Source organism: Variovorax paradoxus (assembly GCF_009755665.1).
GTDB lineage: Bacteria > Pseudomonadota > Gammaproteobacteria > Burkholderiales > Burkholderiaceae_C > Variovorax > Variovorax paradoxus_G.
This window is the reverse complement of sequence record NZ_CP046622.1, coordinates 787,030-806,553: the sequence shown is the minus strand read 5'-3', so window position 1 is coordinate 806,553 and position 19,524 is coordinate 787,030. Positions and strand designations below refer to the sequence as shown.

The 19,524-nt window shown below is 62.6% G+C and carries 16 protein-coding genes; 6 read left to right on the top strand and 10 right to left on the bottom strand.

What is annotated here, in order from left to right; translation table 11 throughout:
* Positions 1 to 13: 13 nt before the first annotated feature.
* From GOQ09_RS03685 to slmA, 5 genes are all read right to left on the bottom strand, one after another.
* Positions 14 to 901: a DMT family transporter gene (locus GOQ09_RS03685; RefSeq protein WP_157611933.1), complete on the bottom strand. Its 888-nt coding sequence runs from the start codon at positions 899 to 901 to the stop codon at positions 14 to 16.
* Entirely contained in the window at positions 894 to 1,697 is an 804-nt protein-coding gene (locus GOQ09_RS03680) for a DUF2182 domain-containing protein (RefSeq protein WP_157611932.1), read from the bottom strand. Before GOQ09_RS03680 ends, GOQ09_RS03685 begins: the two co-directional genes overlap by 8 nt.
* Complete coding sequence (locus GOQ09_RS03675) at positions 1,694 to 2,296, bottom strand: DUF1326 domain-containing protein (RefSeq protein WP_157611931.1); 603 nt, start codon at positions 2,294 to 2,296, stop codon at positions 1,694 to 1,696. Before GOQ09_RS03675 ends, GOQ09_RS03680 begins: the two co-directional genes overlap by 4 nt.
* A 161-nt stretch (positions 2,297 to 2,457) precedes the next feature.
* Positions 2,458 to 3,981 (bottom strand): catalase, encoded by a 1,524-nt coding sequence (locus GOQ09_RS03670; RefSeq protein WP_157611930.1) that lies wholly within the window; start codon positions 3,979 to 3,981, stop codon positions 2,458 to 2,460.
* Between the two features lie 133 nt (positions 3,982 to 4,114).
* Positions 4,115 to 4,768 carry a nucleoid occlusion factor SlmA gene (gene slmA / locus GOQ09_RS03665; RefSeq protein WP_157611929.1) on the bottom strand — a complete coding sequence of 218 codons (654 nt, stop codon included), beginning with the start codon at positions 4,766 to 4,768 and terminating at the stop codon, positions 4,115 to 4,117.
* A gap of 120 nt (positions 4,769 to 4,888) precedes the next feature.
* On the opposite strand from slmA, the gene galE reads away from it, so the two are divergent.
* Positions 4,889 to 5,908 (top strand): UDP-glucose 4-epimerase GalE, encoded by a 1,020-nt coding sequence (gene galE / locus GOQ09_RS03660; protein ID WP_157611928.1) that lies wholly within the window; start codon positions 4,889 to 4,891, stop codon positions 5,906 to 5,908.
* 25 nt (positions 5,909 to 5,933) lie between these two features.
* Here the strand turns inward: galE and argB are convergent, their stop codons facing one another.
* Entirely contained in the window at positions 5,934 to 6,827 is an 894-nt protein-coding gene (gene argB, locus GOQ09_RS03655) for an acetylglutamate kinase (protein ID WP_093021615.1), read from the bottom strand.
* Between the two features lie 76 nt (positions 6,828 to 6,903).
* Positions 6,904 to 8,001: a glycosyltransferase family 4 protein gene (locus tag GOQ09_RS03650; RefSeq protein WP_126747620.1), complete on the bottom strand. Its 1,098-nt coding sequence runs from the start codon at positions 7,999 to 8,001 to the stop codon at positions 6,904 to 6,906.
* Positions 8,002 to 8,046: 45 nt separating this feature from the next.
* Here GOQ09_RS03650 and GOQ09_RS03645 point away from each other — a divergent pair, with 45 nt between their 5' ends.
* A complete protein-coding gene (locus tag GOQ09_RS03645) occupies positions 8,047 to 8,802 on the top strand; it encodes a glycosyltransferase family 2 protein (RefSeq protein ID WP_157611927.1) in 756 nt (251 codons plus the stop codon).
* 21 nt (positions 8,803 to 8,823) lie between these two features.
* Here the strand turns inward: GOQ09_RS03645 and GOQ09_RS03640 are convergent, their stop codons facing one another.
* Both GOQ09_RS03640 and GOQ09_RS03635 read right to left on the bottom strand, forming a co-directional pair.
* Positions 8,824 to 9,804, bottom strand: a complete 981-nt coding sequence (locus GOQ09_RS03640; protein ID WP_157611926.1) for a glycosyltransferase family 2 protein — start codon at positions 9,802 to 9,804, stop codon at positions 8,824 to 8,826.
* 2 nt (positions 9,805 to 9,806) lie between these two features.
* On the bottom strand, positions 9,807 to 11,582 hold the full coding sequence (locus tag GOQ09_RS03635; protein WP_242630980.1) for a glycosyltransferase family 2 protein: 1,776 nt from the start codon (positions 11,580 to 11,582) through the stop codon (positions 9,807 to 9,809).
* A gap of 301 nt (positions 11,583 to 11,883) precedes the next feature.
* Between GOQ09_RS03635 and GOQ09_RS03630 the strand changes: the two genes are divergently transcribed.
* Genes GOQ09_RS03630 through GOQ09_RS03620 form a run of 3 tightly spaced genes read left to right on the top strand, consistent with a single transcriptional unit; the run spans position 11,884 to position 14,807 of the window.
* A complete protein-coding gene (locus tag GOQ09_RS03630) occupies positions 11,884 to 13,302 on the top strand; it encodes a mannose-1-phosphate guanylyltransferase/mannose-6-phosphate isomerase (RefSeq protein ID WP_157611924.1) in 1,419 nt (472 codons plus the stop codon).
* Positions 13,299 to 14,102 (top strand): ABC transporter permease, encoded by an 804-nt coding sequence (locus GOQ09_RS03625; protein ID WP_157611923.1) that lies wholly within the window; start codon positions 13,299 to 13,301, stop codon positions 14,100 to 14,102. Before GOQ09_RS03630 ends, GOQ09_RS03625 begins: the two co-directional genes overlap by 4 nt.
* Before the next feature lie 3 nt (positions 14,103 to 14,105).
* Positions 14,106 to 14,807, top strand: a complete 702-nt coding sequence (locus GOQ09_RS03620) for an ABC transporter ATP-binding protein (RefSeq protein ID WP_157611922.1) — start codon at positions 14,106 to 14,108, stop codon at positions 14,805 to 14,807.
* Between the two features lie 17 nt (positions 14,808 to 14,824).
* Here the strand turns inward: GOQ09_RS03620 and GOQ09_RS03615 are convergent, their stop codons facing one another.
* Positions 14,825 to 18,103, bottom strand: coding sequence for a glycosyltransferase (locus GOQ09_RS03615; protein WP_165442062.1), 3,279 nt, complete (start codon positions 18,101 to 18,103; stop codon positions 14,825 to 14,827).
* Between the two features lie 359 nt (positions 18,104 to 18,462).
* Here GOQ09_RS03615 and gmd point away from each other — a divergent pair, with 359 nt between their 5' ends.
* Positions 18,463 to 19,500: a GDP-mannose 4,6-dehydratase gene (gene gmd, locus GOQ09_RS03610; RefSeq protein ID WP_157611920.1), complete on the top strand. Its 1,038-nt coding sequence runs from the start codon at positions 18,463 to 18,465 to the stop codon at positions 19,498 to 19,500.
* Positions 19,501 to 19,524: the final 24 nt, after the last annotated feature.

The window sequence follows — 19,524 nt, the reverse complement described above, 5'->3', positions numbered from 1 at the left end:
CTCCCGCAGCCCTCTAGCGGCGTGCGTTGCGCGACTTCTGGCTCAGCACGATGGCAATGCCACCCAGGATGGCCACCGATGCGGCCGCGAGCCGCGGCGTGATCGCTTCGGATAGCAGCAGCACGCCGCCGAACGCAGCCAGGAGCGGCACCGACAGCTGCACGGTGGCCGCCTGCATGGCCGAAAGGCGGGCCAGTGCCGCATACCAGACCACATAGCCGAGGCCCGAAGTCAGCGCGCCGGAGGCCACGGCCAACGCAATGCCGGTCGCGTCCGCATGGGCGCGCGCCACAAAAACGACGCTGAGCGCCAGGGCCAGCGGCACCGCCCGCAAGAAGTTGCGCGAGGTGGCGGCCAAAGGGTTGGGCACGCCACGACCACGGAGCGAATACACGCCCCACGCGACGCCGGCGACGGCCATCAGCACGGCGCCCAGGAGCGGCGGTGCAGCAACACCGGGCAACACCAGGTAGACCAGCCCTCCCGCCGCCAGCACGAAGCCGAGCCATGCGATGGGCCCGAAGCGCTCGCCTGCGCCAAGGCCCGCGCCGAGCATGGTGAGCTGAACCGCGCCGAACAGGATCAGCGCGCCCGTGCCCGCGGAAAGGCTCAGGTAAGCAAACGAAAAGAAGGCAACATAGGCGAACAGCATGGCGGCGGCGAGCCAGTCGGCTCGGGCGGCCGAAGGCGGCCGCGCCCTCAGCTGCACGACGAGGGCGAGCGTGATTGCACCGGAAACCAGCCGGATGCTGCCGAAGCTGGCCGGATCGATACCCTGCCGCTGCAGCGCGAGCCTGCACAACAGCGAGTTGGCCGCGAACGCGAGCATGGCCACCGCCGTCAGGGCGATGGTCTGCAGGGTGGACGGGCCGCGGCGGGCTTCGGACACAACTTCAGACATGGGACGCCACCATGAAGACAGCCCATCCCAGCAGCGCGAACCCGAGCGGCGCACTCAGCCGATGGCCCCAGGAAACGTTCTTCTCCAGTGCCATGACCACAGCCAGCAGCAGCATCCAACCCAGGCTGCCGGTGCCGAGCGCAAACATCAGGAGCATGAGCGCCCAGCAGCAGCCGACGCAGAAGAGGCCATGGTGCATGCCCAGCGCGAATGCCTGGCGGGTTTGCGCATGGCCGCGCCAGTGCTCGATGACGAAGCTCAGGGGCGTGCGGCACTTCTCCAGGCACTGATGCTTGAGGCGGCTGAACTGGAAGGCGCCAGCCAGCGCAATGGTTGCGGCACCGATAACCCAGCCATGCCAGGCCAGCGTGGGCGCGCTGGCCAGCAGTGCCAGCACCGCGCTGTGGAGCCCGTGCGCCAGCAGGCCGAAGGCGCCCCACACCGCCATGTAGCCAAGCCCCAGCATGGTGAGCAGGCGTGCGTGGTCGGCCCGCCCCGCGGTCAGGCGGTCGAAGGCGTTGAACAGCGGCAGCGTGGTCGGCAGCATCATGGCGGCCGTCATGAGAATCCACGCCGCGGCGTAGAGCACCGCAGGCACGACCACGCCGCCGGCCGGGACGACCTGGCACAGGAAGGCGGCGGGGCCAGAGACGGTCCAGTCGCCATGTTCGAGATAGCGTCCGTAGGGGCTGCGTGCCCAGGCCCACAACACCAGCCACGCGAGCGTGGCGAGCGCGGCAAGAACCGGCAGGAACACGCGGCGGTGCCGGACGGCATTGCCCGGCGCGGCGCTCATGAATCGAAGACGAAGGTGCTCTGCAGCGCGTTGTGGTTCTTGATGTCGAGGTCGATGCCGAGGGCGTGGTTCTTCGACCGGTAGGTGGGCGCCTTGCCGACGAACACCGGCGCGCCCGGCACCGTGGAAAACACGGTGTCGGACAGCGTGGTCTGCCCGCCGGTGGCGCCGCGGTAGGGCTCTAGTTCGGCGTAGTAGTCGGTGCCGATCTCCAGTTCGCCCTTGCCTTCGCTCACCGTGAAGCGGATGGGCGCCCGCTCGACCGACACGACCTCGCCGATGAGCTGGGCCAGGTCGGCGATGGGCCCGCCGGCTTGCCCGGTGTAGACCTTGAGCAGCGCTTCTTCCTGTTCCTTGGAGGCGTTGTCGTCGACGAAGATGGCCGCCGTCCAGTGGCCTTGGAGGATGTTTCCGGGCACGTGGGCCACGGCCGCGATGGTGTTGCCGCCGACGTCGATGCCGTCGATGGTTCCCTTGTCGATGCGCCATGCGACGATGGTGTCGCAGGTGCCGTTGTCGGGGTCCTCACCGATCCAGCAGGGACACAGGACATTGCAGTTGCAAACCTCGAGCAGGCGACCTTCCAGGTGATAGCTCATACGAACCTCCGTTCAGAAGCTACACGAACACACAGGCTTGTCGCCGCGACTCAGCGGCAAGGGGGCGCTGATCCTACGCCTCGCACCCGGGCAAGTCGAGTGCGCCATTCGGACCCATGCGGCGCCATGGGTACCCAGGGATACCCATGGGCTGCGGCGGATCAGCTCCGGCTTGAATCGTGCGCCGGCTTGCCGACCTGGACGCTCACTTCCTCGCCCTTGATCTTCGCCTGCACGGCCTTCACGGCTTTCTCGAGCCGCGCGCCGTAGTCGGCATCGGCCTGGCGGAAGTAGCTGATCGAGCGGTCGATGATGTCCTGCCGCGTCACGGCGCCCAGCCCGCCGGCGATGCTGTTCACCAGCCGCTCCTTGGCTGCTCCGTCCATCAGGCGATAAAGGTCGCCGGCCTGAACGAAATCGGTGTCTTCGGGGTGCTGCTGCCACTGGTGGCTGCCGGTCCAGCCGTGAATCTCGAGCGGCGCATACACCGGCTCGTTGGTCTGCTTGGGCGCGTTGCTGAAGCTGTTGGGCTCGTAGTTGGGGCCGCGGCCGCCGTTGCCGTCGCCGCGCATCGCGCCGTCGCGGCCGTAGTTCTGGGCCGTGGTCGCGTGCGGGCGGTTCACCGGCAGTTGCGTGTGGTTGATGCCCAGGCGGTAGCGCTGCGTGTCGCCGTAGCTGAACAGGCGGCCTTGCAGCATCTTGTCGGGCGACGGGCCAATGCCGGGCACGAAGTTGGCGGGGTTGAACGCGGCCTGCTCGATTTCGGCAAAGTAGTTGTCGGGGTTGCGGTTGAGCGTGAGGATGCCGATGTCGATCTTCGGATAGTCCTTGTGCGACCAGACCTTGGTCAGGTCGAAGGGATTGAAGCGGTAGGTCTGCGCTTCGGCCACGGGCATGATCTGCACCTGCACCTTCCAGCTCGGGAACTCGCCGCGCTCGATGGAGTGCAGCAGGTCGAGGTGGTGGTGGTTGGGGTTTTCGCCGCCCACGCGCTGCGCCTCTTCGGCCACGAAGGTCTCGATGCCCTGGTTGGTCTTGAAGTGGTACTTGACCCAGAAGGCCTCGCCCTTGGCGTTCACCCATTGGAAGGTGTGCGAGCCGAAGCCGTCCATGTGGCGGTAGCTCTTCGGAATGCCGCGGTCCCCGAAGAGCCAGGTGAACTGGTGTGTGGCTTCGGGCGAATGCGAGAAGAAGTCCCAGGCGTTGTTGGGCTCCTGCACGTGGCTGTAGGGATCGCGCTTCTGCGAATGGATGAAGTCGGGAAACTTGAGCGGATCGCGAATGAAGAAGACCGGCGTGTTGTTGCCGACAAGGTCGTAGTTGCCTTCTTCGGTGTAGAACTTGAGCGCAAAGCCCCGCGGGTCGCGCACGGTGTCGGCCGAGCCGAGCTCGAGCGCCACGGTCGAGAAACGGGCCAACACCTCGGTCTTCTTGCCCACCTGGCCGAGGAACTTGGCTTTCGTCCATTTCGACACGTCGGCCGTGACTTCGAAGGTGCCGAAGGCGCCCGATCCGCGCGCATGCACCACGCGCTCCGGAATGCGCTCACGATCGAAGCGCGCAAGCTTCTCGATGAGGTTGTGGTCCTGCATCAGCACAGGGCCGTTGACTCCGGCCGTCTGCGACTGCTGGTTGTTCTCGACGGGCGCGCCGTTTTCGGTGGTGAGCTTGCGGGAGTCGGTCATTTGTGGGCTTTCCTCGTGAGTTGTGGAGCCCATGTATTTTGTCAATGAATATGACGGCGTCACGTCATATTCAACTATCGCCTCGATAGGAGGCGATCTCCCCGCGAACGGCGGCGCGCCCGCGCTGCTGCCGCTAGACGATCAGCGCGATCGTGGCTTCGAGATGTTCCGAGGGCGGGCGGCGGAAGCCGGAGCGCGTGAAGCGCTGCAGCTGGCCGACCACGAAGGCCGTGAGCGCGGCGGCGCGCACCTGCGCGTCGACCGTGGGGGTTGCAGAACCATCAGCGGCGGCAGTGCCGCGCAGCACCTGGCGCAGCGTGGCCTCGATCTTGTCGAAGAACTGGTTCATGCGCTGCTGGAGACGCTCGTTCTCGAACACCAGTGCATCGCCCACCATGACGCGCGTCATGCCCGGGTTGCGCTCGGCAAACTGCACCAGCAGCGTGAGAATTCTTGCGGCCTGCTGCGCGCCCGTGGCACCTTCGCGCTCGAGAATCTGGTTGACCAGGGTGAAGACGCTCTGCTCGATGAAATCGATGAGGCCTTCGAACATTTGCGCCTTGCTCGCGAAGTGGCGATAAAGCGCTGCCTCGCTCACGTCCAGCCGGGCGGCGAGTGCCGCGGTGGTCACCCGCTCGGCGCCGGGCTGTTCCAGCATGGCGGCCAGCGCCTGCAGAATCTGCACGCGTCTTTCCCCTGGCTTGGGGCGCTTTCGCACCGGGGCGGCGGCTGCCGGCGGCTCTGTTGGAGTTTCTACGCCGGGATAGCTTGTCTCTTCGTTCTGCATGGGAGCGCGTGCAAAGATGTAATCAATTGATTCTCGCACAGGGCTGCGCAGTGAGCGCGCGCAAACGGGGCGGGAAAGCTCGTACAGAATCAACTTCCCTGACAAAGTAAAGAGTTTTGCATGGCCAACAACGTACTGGTTACCGGCGGGGCTGGATTCATTGGCAGCCACACCTGCGTGGCGTTGGCCGCGGCCGGCTATGTGCCGGTGATCCTGGACAACCTGGGCAACAGCGATGTGCGAGTGCTGGAACGCTTGCGCCAGATCACGGGCAACGCGCCGCGGCTGATCGAAGGCGATGTGCGCGACAGGGACCTGCTCGACCGTGTGCTGGGCAGCGAACGTTTTTCCGCCGTGATCCACTTTGCCGGCCTCAAGGCGGTCGGCGACTCGGTGGCCGACCCGCTGGCCTACTACGACAACAACGTGCACGGAAGCTTCGTGCTCGCCTCGGCAATGCAGCAGGCTGGAGTGCGGACGCTGATCTTTTCGTCATCGGCTACGGTGTACGGCGAACCCGACCACTCACCCATTCCGGAAGACGCGCCCTGCAGGCCGGCCAGCCCCTACGGGCGATCGAAGCACATGGTGGAAGAAGCACTCATCGATTTGCACCGGGCCGACCCGGAGTGGCGAATTGCGCTGCTGCGCTACTTCAACCCTGTCGGCGCGCATGAAAGCGGGCTCATTGGAGAACACCCGCAAGGAAAACCGAACAACCTGATGCCCTTCGTGTGCCAGGTGGCCGTGGGGCAGAGGGACAAGCTCGTCATTCACGGCAACGACTACCCCACGCCCGACGGCACCGGCGTGCGCGACTACGTGCACGTGATGGACCTGGCCGAAGGACACGTCGCGGCCCTGCGGCATGCGGAAGCCAATCCAGGCCTCGTCACGCTGAATCTCGGCACCGGCCACGGCGCTTCGGTGCTGGAGGTCGTGCATGCGTTCGAACGCGCGAGCGGGCGAACAATTCCTTGCGAGATCGGCCCGCGGCGGGCTGGCGATGTGCCCGCGTACTGGGGCGACCCCTCGCTCGCGCAGGCCACGCTGGGGTGGCGTGCGCATCGTGGGCTAGACCAGATGTGTGCGGACAGCTGGCGCTGGCAGCAGGCCAATCCGAACGGGTACGAGGGCTGAGCCTGCCCCTCGGAGATTGATTGGCTCAGCGCGCGCGAATCATCGTGCCGTAGGCCTGGTCGGTCAGGATTTCGAGCAGCATGGCGTGCGGCACGCGCCCGTCGATGATGTGCACCGCGTTCACGCCGCTCTTGGCCGCGTCGAGTGCGCCTTCGATCTTGGGCAGCATGCCACCGGAGATGGTGCCGTCGGCAAACAGGTCATCGATTTCTCGCGCGCTCAGGTTGGTGAGCAGCTTGCCGTCCTTGTCGAGCACGCCGGGCGTGTTGGTCAGGAGCATGAGCTTCTCGGCCTTGAGCACGGTGGCGAGCTTGCCGGCGACGACGTCGGCATTGATGTTGTAGCTCTCGTTCTCCTCACCGAAGCCGATGGGGCTGACCACGGGAATGAACGCGTCGTCCTGCAGCGCCTTCACCACGCTGGGGTCGATGGAGACGATGTCGCCGACCTGGCCCACGTCGTGATGCAGGTTGGGGTCGGTGCGATCGGCCATCTTGAGCTTTTGCGCGCGGATCATGCCGCCGTCACGGCCGGTCAGGCCCACGGCCTTGCCGCCGGCCTGGTTGATGAGGCCCACGATGTCCTGCTGCACTTCGCCGGCCAGCACCCATTCGACCACTTCCATGGTCTCGGCGTCGGTCACGCGCATGCCCTGGATGAAGCTGCCCTTCTTGCCCAGACGGTTGAGCGCCGCCTCGATCTGCGGGCCGCCGCCGTGCACCACCACCGGGTTCATGCCGACCAGCTTGAGCAGCACCACGTCTTCCGCGAAATCGGCCTGCAGGGCCGGGTCTGTCATGGCATTGCCGCCGTACTTGATGACGATGGTCTTGCCGTGGAACTTGCGGATGTACGGCAGCGCCTGGGCCAATATCTCGGCCTTGTCGCGCGGGGGAATGTTGAGGACGGGGTCGGTCATGGGCGGGCAGGCTCCAAAACGGTGAGGACGATGAATAGGGGAAATTGTCGCAACAAGCGCGCAGTCTTGATTGCCGTCACGGGCGCAGCCAGCGCGGCACCTTGAATCGCACGATCATCAGGTACGCACCCACATAAGTCGTGACGAACAGCAGGCAAAAGAGCATCAGCACGATGGTGTTGTTCCAGAACAGCACAGCCGGCACGACCGACAGCGCCGCGAACATCCACAGGTAGGGAGAGGTCCTGTTGTTGCGGGCAAGCAATTGCCGCGCCTCGTCGTCCGCGAACGCCACCCGCACGATGCGGCGAAAAATGAGCTGGTGAAAGTGCAGCGCGTCAGCGGTGCCGGGCGACTGCCCGCGTGCGAGCTTGCGGTAGATGGAAAACAGCGTCTCCCAGACTGGGTAGATCAGCAGCAGCATCGGGAACCACGGCGAGACGACACGGTGCCGCTGCACGAGCGTGACGCAGGCCACGGCGATGACCATGCCCCACACATAGGCGCCGCCGTCGCCGGCAAAGATCTTGCCGCGCGGGTAGTTCCAGATCAAAAAGCCGACGGTGGCGCCGACCAGGCAAACCATCATCGCCGCGAGTTGGCGGTCGCCCACCTGCAGCGCGACGTGCGAAATGGCAAGGCAGACCAGCACGGCCACAGTGCCGGCGAGCCCGTTGTAGCCGTCGATGATGTTGAAGGCATGCGGCAGCCCGCCGATGGCCAGCGCCGCGAACAGCACGGCGCCATAGGGAACCAGCGCCAGCCAGCCGTCGACAGCCTCGATGCCGGTGCGCGACAGGCTGAGCCCGAGCATCCAGCAGGCCAGCAAGGCGGAGCCGATGGTGAGCCCCAACCGGTAGCGCACCCTCACGTTCTGCGTCACATCCTCGACGATGCCGGCGATGACGGCCGGTGCAATGCACAGCAGCGTGAGCATCGATGTCTTGACCGGCCACGACACGTTGAACGGATCGGTCCCGGTGATGCCGGCCGCCAGCCAGGCCACGCCCATCCCGAACATGATTCCGGCGCCGCCAAGGCGCGGCACATGGCCCTTGTGGAAGCGCTGGGGCATGTCCGTGCCATAGAGCCGTGCATGCCTGCGCGCGCGGCGCATGAACAGCTGCACCGCAAAGGCAGAGGCAAAAAAACTGATGACGATCAGAGCAATCATGTGTGGGTGTTGGGGAACTCTAGAATTCCCGAGCGAAATTAGACCATGCCAGCGCCCTCCCCCTCCCTTCCCCCCATCACCGTTTCGATCGTCAGCCACGGTCAGCTCGCGCTGATACGGCCGCTGCTCGAGCAGTTGGACCGCTTCAGCGGCGCATGGACCGCCAAGGTGGTGCTCACGCTGAACATCCCCGAACCCGATGTACTGGCGGGCCAGGAATGGGGCTTTCCGGTCGAGCGCATCGAAAACGCCCACCCCAAGGGCTTTGGCGCCAACCACAACCAGGCATTCCAGCACTGCGAAACACCGTGGTTCCTGGTGCTCAACCCGGACATCCGCTTCGACGGCGACGTGCTGGCGCCGCTGATTGCACAGGCCGCCCCGGACGCGGGCCTGCTGACGCCGCGCATCCTGGAGCCAGGCAAGAGCACGCCCGAGCAGCATCGCGAGATCATCACGCCGCTCGAAATCGTGACCCGCCGGAACCCAAGCTATGAGCGCCCGGCGGTGCCGGCCTGGATTCCGGGCCTGTTCATGCTGTTTCGCAGCAGCGCCTACCGCCAGATCGGCGGCTTCGACGAGCGCTTTTTCATGTACGGCGAAGACTTCGACATCTGCGCCCGGACCCAACTCGCGGGCTGGAAGCTGCAGGTGGGAGAAGACCTGCTGGCGCGCCACGAGGCCCAGCGTGCGAGCCGCAGCAGCAAGAAGCACCTGTACTGGCACGTGACCAGCTTGCTGAAGGTGTGGACTTCAGGCGCCTTCTGGCGCTACAGGCGGCTCAAGGCGGGTACCCGCTAAGCAAGGTCCTGCGAGCCCGAGCTACCCGCGCTCGAGCAGGTCTTGCGCCACCGCGTGCCAGCCGCGCCCGAAGCGGTCATAACGCCCGCGGGCGGCCTCCAGGATCACCGGAACGAGGCGCGCGAGCCTGGACCGGGGCAACTCGGCCCTGAAGCGCTGGTGCGCCACCTTGGCACGCTGGGCCTCGAGGTACTTGGGTTGCACCTTCGCGCCGAGGGAGGTCAACCGCTCCAGCAGCGCTTCCGCCCTGCGCAGCCGCGCCCAGTGCTTGTCGCCGCGCTCGACAAACGCCTTGCCTATCTTTTCGGAGAGCGTCGGCCGGCGCGCGCCGATCTGGTTGCTTGCATGCTGCCGGTAGTCGATGAGCGGTTCCGCCAGCACGTCGACACGGCCCGTGGCCGCGGCCACCGCGCCAAGCCATTCGTCGTGCACCCATCCCTCGGGGAACGGCAAGGCGAATTCAAGCAGTTCCTTGCGAAACATGGTGGTGGCACCGGTCACCAGATTGCGCCGCAGCAGCACATCGAAGGCATTTCCGTTTGCAATGGCAGCCAGTTCGGCGGGTCGTACCTCCAATGCGTGAAAGAGCGAAGTGCCGAGCGGCGCGAGCTCGGCGTCGACCAGGCGGGCATCGGTGTGCAGCAGCAGCAACTCGGGCGCCGCCTCGAAACGAGCCGCCATGCGGGCCAGCCGGCCCGGGTGCCACACGTCGTCCTGGTCGCTGAGCGCGACGAGCTCGTGGGTGCACGCCCGCACTGCCTGCTCGAAATTGCGGGTGACGCCCAGTGCCGGCGAATTCTGGAACACAACGAGCTCGACGCCTTCGCCCACGCCGCAATCTGCCAGGGTGCTGCGCACCGTGGCGATGGTCTCGTCCGTCGAGCCGTCGTCGGAAAGCACGATCTGGCTCGGCCGCCTGTCTTGCGTGCAGATGCTGCGCACTTGCGCCGCCACAAAGCGGGCGCCATTGCGCGTGCAAAGCGCGACTGAAATACCGGGCATCTTCAAACCGGCGCCAGGCGCGGCGGCCAGGCGTAGCTGAAGTCTTCGCGGGCGAGCATGAGGTTTGGGCTGTAGGCAGGGTCGTTCTTCAGCAATTCGCCCCAGCGTTGCTGCATGTAGGCCGCCTCTTCCTCGAACTGCTCTTTTCTCTTCTGCGAGACATTCTTGGAGCGGGTCGCGGACTCGTGGTGGAACAGCTCCGCATACGGCGTCCACACGTTGCGCAGCCCCGCCTCGCGCAGCCGCAGGCAAAAATCGATGTCATTGAACGACTCCTTGAGGTGCACCTCGTCAAGGCCGCCAACTTGCAGGTAGAGGCTTTTCTGGATCACCAGGCAGGCGGCCGTGACGGCCGAGAGCGACTGGATAAGCGCCGCGCGCCCAGCATAGCCCTCTCTCCCGGCGGGCATGCCGCGATGCGAATGCGCGGCAATGCCTCCTATGCCCAGGATCACACCGGCGTGCTGGAGCGTCTTGCCTGGATACCAGAGCCTCGCACCGACCGCGCCTACCCCGGGTTGCAGCGCAAGACTCACCATCTCGCTCAACCAATCAGGCGAGATGACTTCGATGTCGTTGTTGACCAGCGCAAGCACCTCGCCTTGCGCAATGGCAGCCGCACCGTTATTGAGTGCCGAATAGTTGAAGTCCCGGTCGTCGCGCAGCACGCGAATGTTCGGGTTTTCTGCCGCAACGCTCTTGAACCAAGCCAGCGCGGCGGCGTCGTCCGAGCCGTTGTCGACAATGATGATTTCGTAGTGCGAATAACTCGTCTTCTGCAAGATGGAGTCGACGCACTGACGAGTCAGCTGCAACGCGTTGCGCGTGGGGATGATCAGCGAAACCAACGGTAAGACATCGGGCAAGGCGTAATGCACCCGGTAGCCAAAATCCAGATGCTCGGCAGTGGCGCGCACCCCTGTGCGCACGAAGTGTTCGTTCAGTGCCCGCTCGCCCGCAATGGCCGCATAGGGCTTGGCCATCATCGAACGGGCCGTGCTTTCGGCGTGCACGCGCCAGTGATAAAGCACGCGGGGAATGTGTTGAATCTGCCGCGGCTCTACACGCTCCATGCAGCGCAGCACCAGGTCCCAGTCTTGGGAACCTTCGAGCCCCACGCGAAAACCGCCGACCGAACGCATGAGGTCGGTGGACAGCACGCCAAGGTGGCTGAACATGTTCTGCGACCGAAACAGATCGACGTTCCAGTCCGACTTGAAATACGGTCCGAAGCGATGACCGCCTTCGTCGACCTTGTCTTCGTCCGAATAGATCAGTTGCACGCCGGGGTGCTCGGCAATGCAATCGGCAACCCAGAACAACGCATGCGCAGGGAGCAGATCGTCATGATCCATGAGCGCTACCCAAGGCCCTGCGGCCAGCTCCAGCGCGCTGTTGGACGCGGCGGAGATATGGCCGTTCTCAGGACGGAACACCACCTTGATGCGCGGGTCTGTTTCGCTGTACGACTTGAGGATCTCACGCACTTCCGCCGAGGGAGACGCGTCGTCGGCAATGCACAGCTCCCAATGCGGATAGATCTGCCCACGCACCGACTCGATGGCTTCGCGCAGCCATGCCGGGTTGGGGTCGTAGGTCGGCATCAGCACGGAGATCAGCGGACGGTCTTTCATGGCCGCCACCCGTTGCGCGATCTTCTGGCGCAGTTCGGGCGTGAGCGTGTCGTAGCGCCGCACCCATTTCGAATAGTCGTTGTAGCCGCCGATCCGCCGGCCCAACTCCCAGCGGATGCCCGGCCACCCCGACTTCTTGAACATTCGCCATGCCCGCTGCACGCGCCCCATCATTCCGGGGCCTTGCCAAAGTCCAGCCAGGCCGAGGATGAATCGATAAACAGATTTCATAGAAATTGCGCGCCCGCCGAGACGGATAGAGCGGAGCTTGTGAGGAAATACCTGAAATAGGCGGGACGATGCCCAAACATCGCGTCGCCGCGACTTGCGGCAGGATTATCTTCGCAACCGGCCGCAACAAAGGACGGCGCCCGCCACCCCCCCCTCGAAGGGCGGCCGAGAGGCTGCCCGTAAAATTGCCTTGTTAAAAAGCTAAAGGAAAACAATGAGACTACTCTCAGTGGTGCTCTCGGGAGGCGCCGGCTCCAGACTCTGGCCCGCTTCGCGTCAGGCTTTTCCCAAGCCATTCATGAAGATCGGCGACTCCACACTGCTTCAGCAGGCCGTTGAGCGCGGACAGGCTTGCGGAACCGGCGACCTCATGGTCGTGACCAACAAGGACCATTTGTTCCTCACGAAGGACGTCCTCGGGCAGATGAGCGACCCGCCGGCCACGACGTTTCTCCTTGAGCCCAAGGGGCGCAACACCGGCCCCGCCATCGCGCTGGCGGCGCTTCAATGTGCGCGCCAGTTCAGCGGCGACACGGTGATGCTCGTCCTCTCCGCGGACCACTTGGTGCCTGACGTGCACGCCTTCGTGGCCAGCGCAACAGAAGCCTTCCGCCTGGCCCAGGAAGGCAAACTGGTGGTCTTTGGGGTGAGCCCCACGAGCCCCGATACCGGCTTTGGCTACATCGAGGTCGAGCACGTTTCGCGAGAGAGCCAGGGGGTCAAGCGTTTCGTCGAGAAACCCGACCTCGAGACGGCACAGAAATATCTGGCCACCGGGCGGTACTACTGGAACAGCGGCATGTTCGCGTTCACGGCGGATACCATCATTGCGGCGCTCGAGACGCACGCCCCCGACGTGATCAGGGCGGCAAGGCACGCGCTCGAAACGGCCAAGACCTCCGGCACGTCGGTCAACTTCGATCTGCACGCGTTCGGCCTGCAGCCGGACATCAGCATCGACTACGCGGTGCTGGAGCGCGCTTCGAATGTCCATGTGGTGCCGGCAAAGTTCAGCTGGAGCGACGTGGGGTCGTGGCCTGCGGTGTCCAATGCGTTGATTGCCGACGCCAGCGGCAACACGTTTCCTGACGAAGTCGTGGCTCTCGACACGACCGGCACGCACGTACAGGTGGAAAGCTATGGTCCGAAGGTCGTCGCCACTGTCGGCGTTCATGACCTCGTGATCGTCGATACGCCTGACGCGCTCCTTGTGCTTCACAAGGACAGCGCACAAAAGGTGAAGAAGGTTGTCGACGTGCTCAAGGCCCGGAAGCACGACACCGTGCACCTGCCGCCGGTAGTGCATCGTCCGTGGGGCACCTACGCCTCGCTCAAGGAAGAAGAAGGCTACAAGGTCAAGCGCATCACCGTTCGCCCTGGCGAAGCCTTGTCCCTGCAATATCATCACCAGCGCGCAGAGCACTGGGTGGTGGTGCAGGGCCGCGGCATCGTGCAAATCGGAGAAACCGAGCATGAAACGCTTCCGGGGCAGTACCGCTACATTCCCTTGAAGGAAAAACACCGCCTGACCAATATTGGCGACGAAGAGCTGGTGCTCATCGAAGTCCAATGCGGCGGCTACCTCGGCGAAGACGACATCGTCCGCCTTGCAGACACTTACGGGCGTACATGAGTCAAGTTCATTCGAATCTCCACCGAAGCGCGGTTTCCGATTGGTGGGAAGGCACCCGCCGCACAGACATCTGGTGGACCCTCGCCTGGTTCGACATCGTGCTGCGCTACCGCCGCTCGATGCTGGGGCCCATGTGGCTCACGTTGAGCATGGGGGTGATGATTGCCGGCATGGGCCCGCTGTACAGCTCGCTCTTCGGTACCGAGCTTTCGAGGTTCTTTCCGCACCTGGCGTTGGGCATCATCTTCTGGGCATTTTTCTCCAGCATCGTGACCGACGCGTGCAATGCTTTCGTCGGGTCGTCCAATTATCTCAAGCAGGGCTACTTTCCGATCAGCCTCTTCGTCTGGCGCAGCCTGGCGCGCAACCTGATCCAATTTGCCCACCAGATCGTGCTCTACATTCCGGTAGCCATCTGGGCCGGCATTTCGCTGTCCTGGTCGGTGCTGCTTGTGCTACCGGCCTTCGCCATTCTCATCATCAACGCGCACGCGCTGGGGCTGCTGCTGGGCCTGATATGCACGCGCTATCGCGATGTCACGCAGATCGTCACCAGCGTGATGCAGATGCTGATGTTTCTGACGCCGGTGTTCTGGCTGCCCGAGAGCCTGCCCGGACGCGCCAAGTACGTGCTGTGGAATCCTTTTGCGCAAATGCTCGACCTTCTTCGCACGCCGCTCATGGGCGGCGTCGCGCACATTCACAGCTGGATCGGCATCCTGTTCTGGACGGCGCTGTGCCTCATCGCGGCCGTTCTGCTGTTCTCGAAGTACCGCCGCCGCGTGGTCTACTGGCTCTGATCCATGGCATTCATTTCACTTAAAAACGTCGCCGTTAACTTTCCCATCTATGGCGCCGGCGCCAACTCCCTCAAGAAAACGCTTGCAGCCTCCGTCACCGGCGGACGCTTTGGCAAGGAAACAGGTGTCACCGTCGTTCAGGCGCTTAGCGGCATTAACCTTGAGCTCAAAAGCGGGGACCGGCTCGGCTTGGTGGGGCATAACGGCGCAGGCAAGTCAACGCTGCTGCGGACGCTTGCCGGCGTGTACGAGCCGTCTTCGGGAGAATTTACCCGTCAGGGTACGGTCGCCAGCCTGATCGACCCCTCGCTTGGCATCGAGATGGACGCCACGGGCATAGAAAACATCATGCTACGCGGACTCGTGATGGGCATGAGCAAGAAGCAAGTTGACCAGCTTACACCCGAGATCTGTGAATTCAGCGGACTGGGCGAATACGTCAACATGCCGGTGCGTACCTATTCGACGGGCATGATGATGCGGCTGGCGTTCTCGATCTCAACGAGCGTGCAGGCAGACATCTTGCTCATGGATGAGTGGCTATCCGTAGGCGATGCGGAGTTCACCGAGAAGGCCGAGCAACGGATGCGCGATGTAGTGTCGAAATCGGGCATTTTGGTGCTCGCGTCCCACTCACCAGACCTGATCGCAAAAGAATGCAATCGTGTGATCCACCTTGAGCACGGGCGCGTGGTCGAACAATAGGTCGGGCGGATTCGCGTTCAGTCACCCGCCATTCGCAGAGCCCGGATCTCTTCGACGCGCGCAGCCATCCGCCGCCCTGCCGTCTCGAGCGAGAGGTGCGCCTCCGCGCTTGCCTTGGCGCGGGCTCCTACCTCGCGAGCCCAATCCTGGTCCTTGAAGACACGCCGCATGAGCATTGCCGCATGCTCAATTGATGGCTCGGCCCATTCGAGGTCAGCATCGTAGGGAGGAATCGGCTTGCCCACCTTGACTAACTCGTATGGAACAAGAAGGCTGTTGTCGTCGTCCATAAAGTCGACATTTCCAGAGAAGCGGGTTGCAATTACTGGCTTACCCATCAGCATGGCCTCGGCCATCGTCAAGCCCAAACCTTCGCTCCGATGCAATGAGACGTACGCATCGCAGGCGTCCATCAGCGACAAAACCTCGTCAGGGCTATAGACCTGGTCGATCAAGGTGATATTGGCGCCCTTGGCGGCTTTGCGCAGCTGCTGGAACTGCTTGGGATGCTTGTGCCCAAAAGAAGTCTTCAAAACCAGCCGCACCGAATCGCTGTTGCCGAAAGCGTCCTTGAAGGCGCGTATTAACCCCAGTGGGTTTTTCCGCTCCATCACGCTCATCATATGGAAGGTGAAAAGGAAGGTGTAGGGGGCTTCGGGCAAGCCGAAATATGCTCGACCCCGCTTTTCGTACGAGGCCAGTTTGATACCTGGGAACAACGTGCGCACCGGGAGGCGAAGGCGCTCGCGCAATCCGCGCGCGACAAATTCTGTTGCAGCCCATACTTCATCCACCGCTTGCGCGTGCTCGGCCCAAGAAGCGGGAATGGAATCGAATTCCCAGTACCAGTATGCAATTCGATATGTACGAGGGTTGCGTTCGATGACCTGGGACCTTTCATAGGCTACATCGAAGAACGGTTCGGGCTGCGCATGGATTATGGTTACATCGTGAATTTCCATGCCACGGAAGTCAACGTGATGAGGATCGTCGTTCGCGTCGGTTTTCAGATCGCGAAGAGAAACTTGAACTCCTACGGCCTTTGCGGCCTCCACCAGCGATTCGGCCGACACCCTCAGCCCCGACGGATAGCAAAAGTGCCCAATGACGTTGACGCCGGCTGTTGTTAGCTGCGCTGCGATCGCCCCATGATCGAGTCGCGCACACCAATCACATACATCCTTCGAAAGCCCCGACTCCTCAGTGGTCAACCATGCCAGCAATGCTCGAGCGCTCGCCTCTTCGTTCAATGCGTTCGGCCACTTCGCTCGCCACTCCTGGCTTGCCCAATAGCCCGCGAGGATTTGCAACGCCGGCGTTTCCCACTTAGGCCACGAAGAAGGATCGGTCCACCGTCCCTCGACGCCGTATTCTTCGACGATCCATCGCGCGAAGTCGACTCTGCCAAACACTGTCAAACCGGCGGGGTGGCGTTGCTGCCACGTCCTCGAAAAAGAGTGCGCCAGCATCAACTCGCGCCCGGGGTCGCCCTGTGCCTCCAGGAAGAGCCACCAAACCTCTTCCAGTCGCAGACCTGCATCGCGAGCACCACCTCGCATGAACCAGGAAAAAAGAGTCCTGATACCCGCAGGCGTCAAGCCGTGCGGCAACACAGCATTTAGCGTCTCGTTGACCAAAAATGCTTGGCGGGCCCGATCGGAAATGCCCGCCTTCAATGCCTCCTCCACATGGCGCATAGCGTCCTGGCTCAACCTTAATTCGGCTAGCCTCAAGGCCTGCGGGAACTGCGCACGAATGCCTTTCTGCGAACGCCAAGAGTCGATTAGGAATCGTGCCGCAGACCATCGATCCGCCACTTCTTCGGGCTTGACCGGCGTCCAAAGAATCTCGCTCAAGGCAAGGCCGGCGGCGCGCGAAAGGGCATCGTTATCGAACAAATCGAGCGGCTCGGGCGCCTCGACCTTGGCGCCTCGCTGCCGCAACGAGATGCGAGCCCGCTCCTGCTCGACCAGTAGCGTCATCTCGGCGGCACGCGCGTCCGCTAGCGCGCGGTCACGCATGAACGAAATACGTTTGGGCATGCTCCAAGGGGTTGCGAGCCACCACAATCCCTTGAGCGCCCTTCTAAGATACCTTCTGCCCTTTTTTTCACTGGGTGGTCCAGCGGACACCGATACAGGAGCCTGCGGCAAAAACGCCCCTGCATGCCGCGCATACGCCGCAGCAAGCGCATCGAGAACGATGCCAGCACTTCGATCCCAACTGAACAAAGCCGCGTGCTCAAGTCCCTTTGTGGCCAGCATGTCCCTGTATGACGCCGAGGCAGCGATTCGCTGGATCGCCTCTACCACTCCGTCGACGTCATCAGCGTCGAGCACGACACCCGCATCACCGACGACTTCGGGCAAGGAGGACGCGTTGGAACATATCACCGGCGTACCGCAGGCCATGGCTTCCAAGGGAGGTAGCCCGAACCCCTCGTAGCGGGAAAGATATACGAAACACAAGGCATCGCTATAGAGCGCAGACAGATCGGCATCGTCGACGAACCCAGTCAGGATGATCCGGTCGCGCGACCCACCGGCAGCATCCAGAGCCTGGTCGAGTTTGTCGAGCTTCCAGCCGGACATTCCCGCCAGAACCAGATGCATGTCGCTGGATGGATCCTGCGCTAGCAACTGGACGAACGCATTGACGACCTGATCGAGATTTTTTCGGATCTCCAGTGTTGCGAGACTGAGCACATATTGCACGCCTGGGGGAATGCCATACCGTTGTCGCACCGCCGCGCGCTCGGCGTGGTCCAGACATGGGTGGAACCGGTCGCCAGCCGCGAGCGGCATCACTGTGACCTGCTCTGCCTTTAGATCGGGTCGATGCTCGAGCAGATCTCTTTTCGTGTGCTCCGATACCGCGAAAATAAGCGTTCGCTCATCAAAGCTCGCAAAAATGCTTGCCACGCTCTTTGCCGTCTCCGCATCGAAGTATTCGGGTCGGTAGACGGCGATCAGATCATGGACAATGTGGGCGTGCAGCACATTCTTGTCAGCCAGCCACTCGACGGGGGCGACAGTGAACGGCGAAAGGAAGATCTCTGCGTCCGCAGAAGGTGCGGTGCGGTTTTGATAACCACGTGCGTCCATCTTCGTGGCGGACACGTACTTTCGAATCCTATGCGCATATCCGTCTCTTACGAAAAGGTATGTTTCGAAGCGAGGCGATGCATACAGCCTCCGAAATAGTTCGTCGCAGACCCTGTAGACACCCGTCTTTACGTCTTCGGCCAGCACATGCGCGTCAAGTGCGAGGCGTGGCTTTTGATGCTTGTCGTCCATGCAGCCTCTTAGTCGGAAGACACGTGCAAAACCAGATGGCGATCGGGCGTCAATCGGATGTGCGCCCGGCGAGAGGAGTCTTCGTTCTTTAAAAGCCGCGGAAAAATTAGCATGTGGGTCTTCTTTTTGAGTGCACAGTTGCGGTGTCACAACGGCGATATCGGCGCTGCAATGTCGATGCGCATGTTCCAGATGGCAGTTGCTTCGACAGCCCGTCCGCACTCGACCTTCGAGGGTCCGCGTGATTTTAAGTCTCATGCGCCAGCAAGTACGGCTCGAGGACGCCTGTCGCTTTAGGGCAAAATCCAGGGGTTTGGTGACTGCAAATGCATCACCGTCATTTGTATCGGAGGGTTTCCATGAAAAAACGTGCAGTAGTCACCGGCATCACCGGTCAAGATGGCGCATACCTAGCAGAACTACTGCTCGCCAAGGGATACGTGGTCTACGGGACCTACCGGCGGACGAGTTCGGTGAACTTTTGGCGCATTGAAGAGTTGGGCATCCAGAACAACCCTGATCTTCACCTCATCGAGTACGACCTCACTGATCTCGGAAGCTCGTTGACCCTGATGAAGGAAGCCGCTCCAGACGAGGTCTACAACCTCGCCGCACAGAGCTTCGTGGGCGTGAGCTTCAACCAGCCCGATGCGACCGCTCAAATCACGGGTATGGGTGCGTTGCACCTGCTCGAAGCAATCCGACTGACCAATCCCAAAATTCGCTTCTACCAAGCATCAACATCCGAGATGTTCGGCAAGGTCCAAGCAATCCCGCAGATCGAGGAAACGCCGTTCTACCCACGCAGTCCCTACGGCGTCGCCAAGCTGTTCGCGCACTGGATGACCATCAACTACCGCGAAAGCTACGGCATCTTTGGGTGCAGCGGTATTTTGTTCAACCACGAGAGCCCACTGCGTGGCAGGGAATTCGTCACTCGCAAGATTACCGATTCCGTCGCCAAGATCAAGCTCGGCAAACTCGACGTGCTCGAACTGGGTAATTTGGGCGCCAAACGTGATTGGGGCTTTGCCAAGGAATACGTCGAAGGCATGTGGCTCATGCTGCAGGCGCCCGAACCCGATAGCTTCGTACTGGCTACGAATCGTACTGAAACAGTCCGGGAGTTTGTCGACATGGCCTTCAAGGCTGCCGGATATGAGCTGCGCTTCGAAGGCTCGGAACAGAACGAAGTTGGCATCGACATCAAGACAGGCAAGACGCTAGTTCGCGTCAATCCAAAGTTTCACAGACCCGCCGAAGTGGATCTGCTGATCGGAAATCCAGCCCGCGCGAAGGAAAAGCTGGGTTGGGAGCCAAAGACAACGCTGGAACAGCTCTGCAGCATGATGGTAGCGGCCGATCTTCGCCGGAATGCTGAAGGGCATTCTTTCTAGAGCACCGACAGAGGCATAGACCTC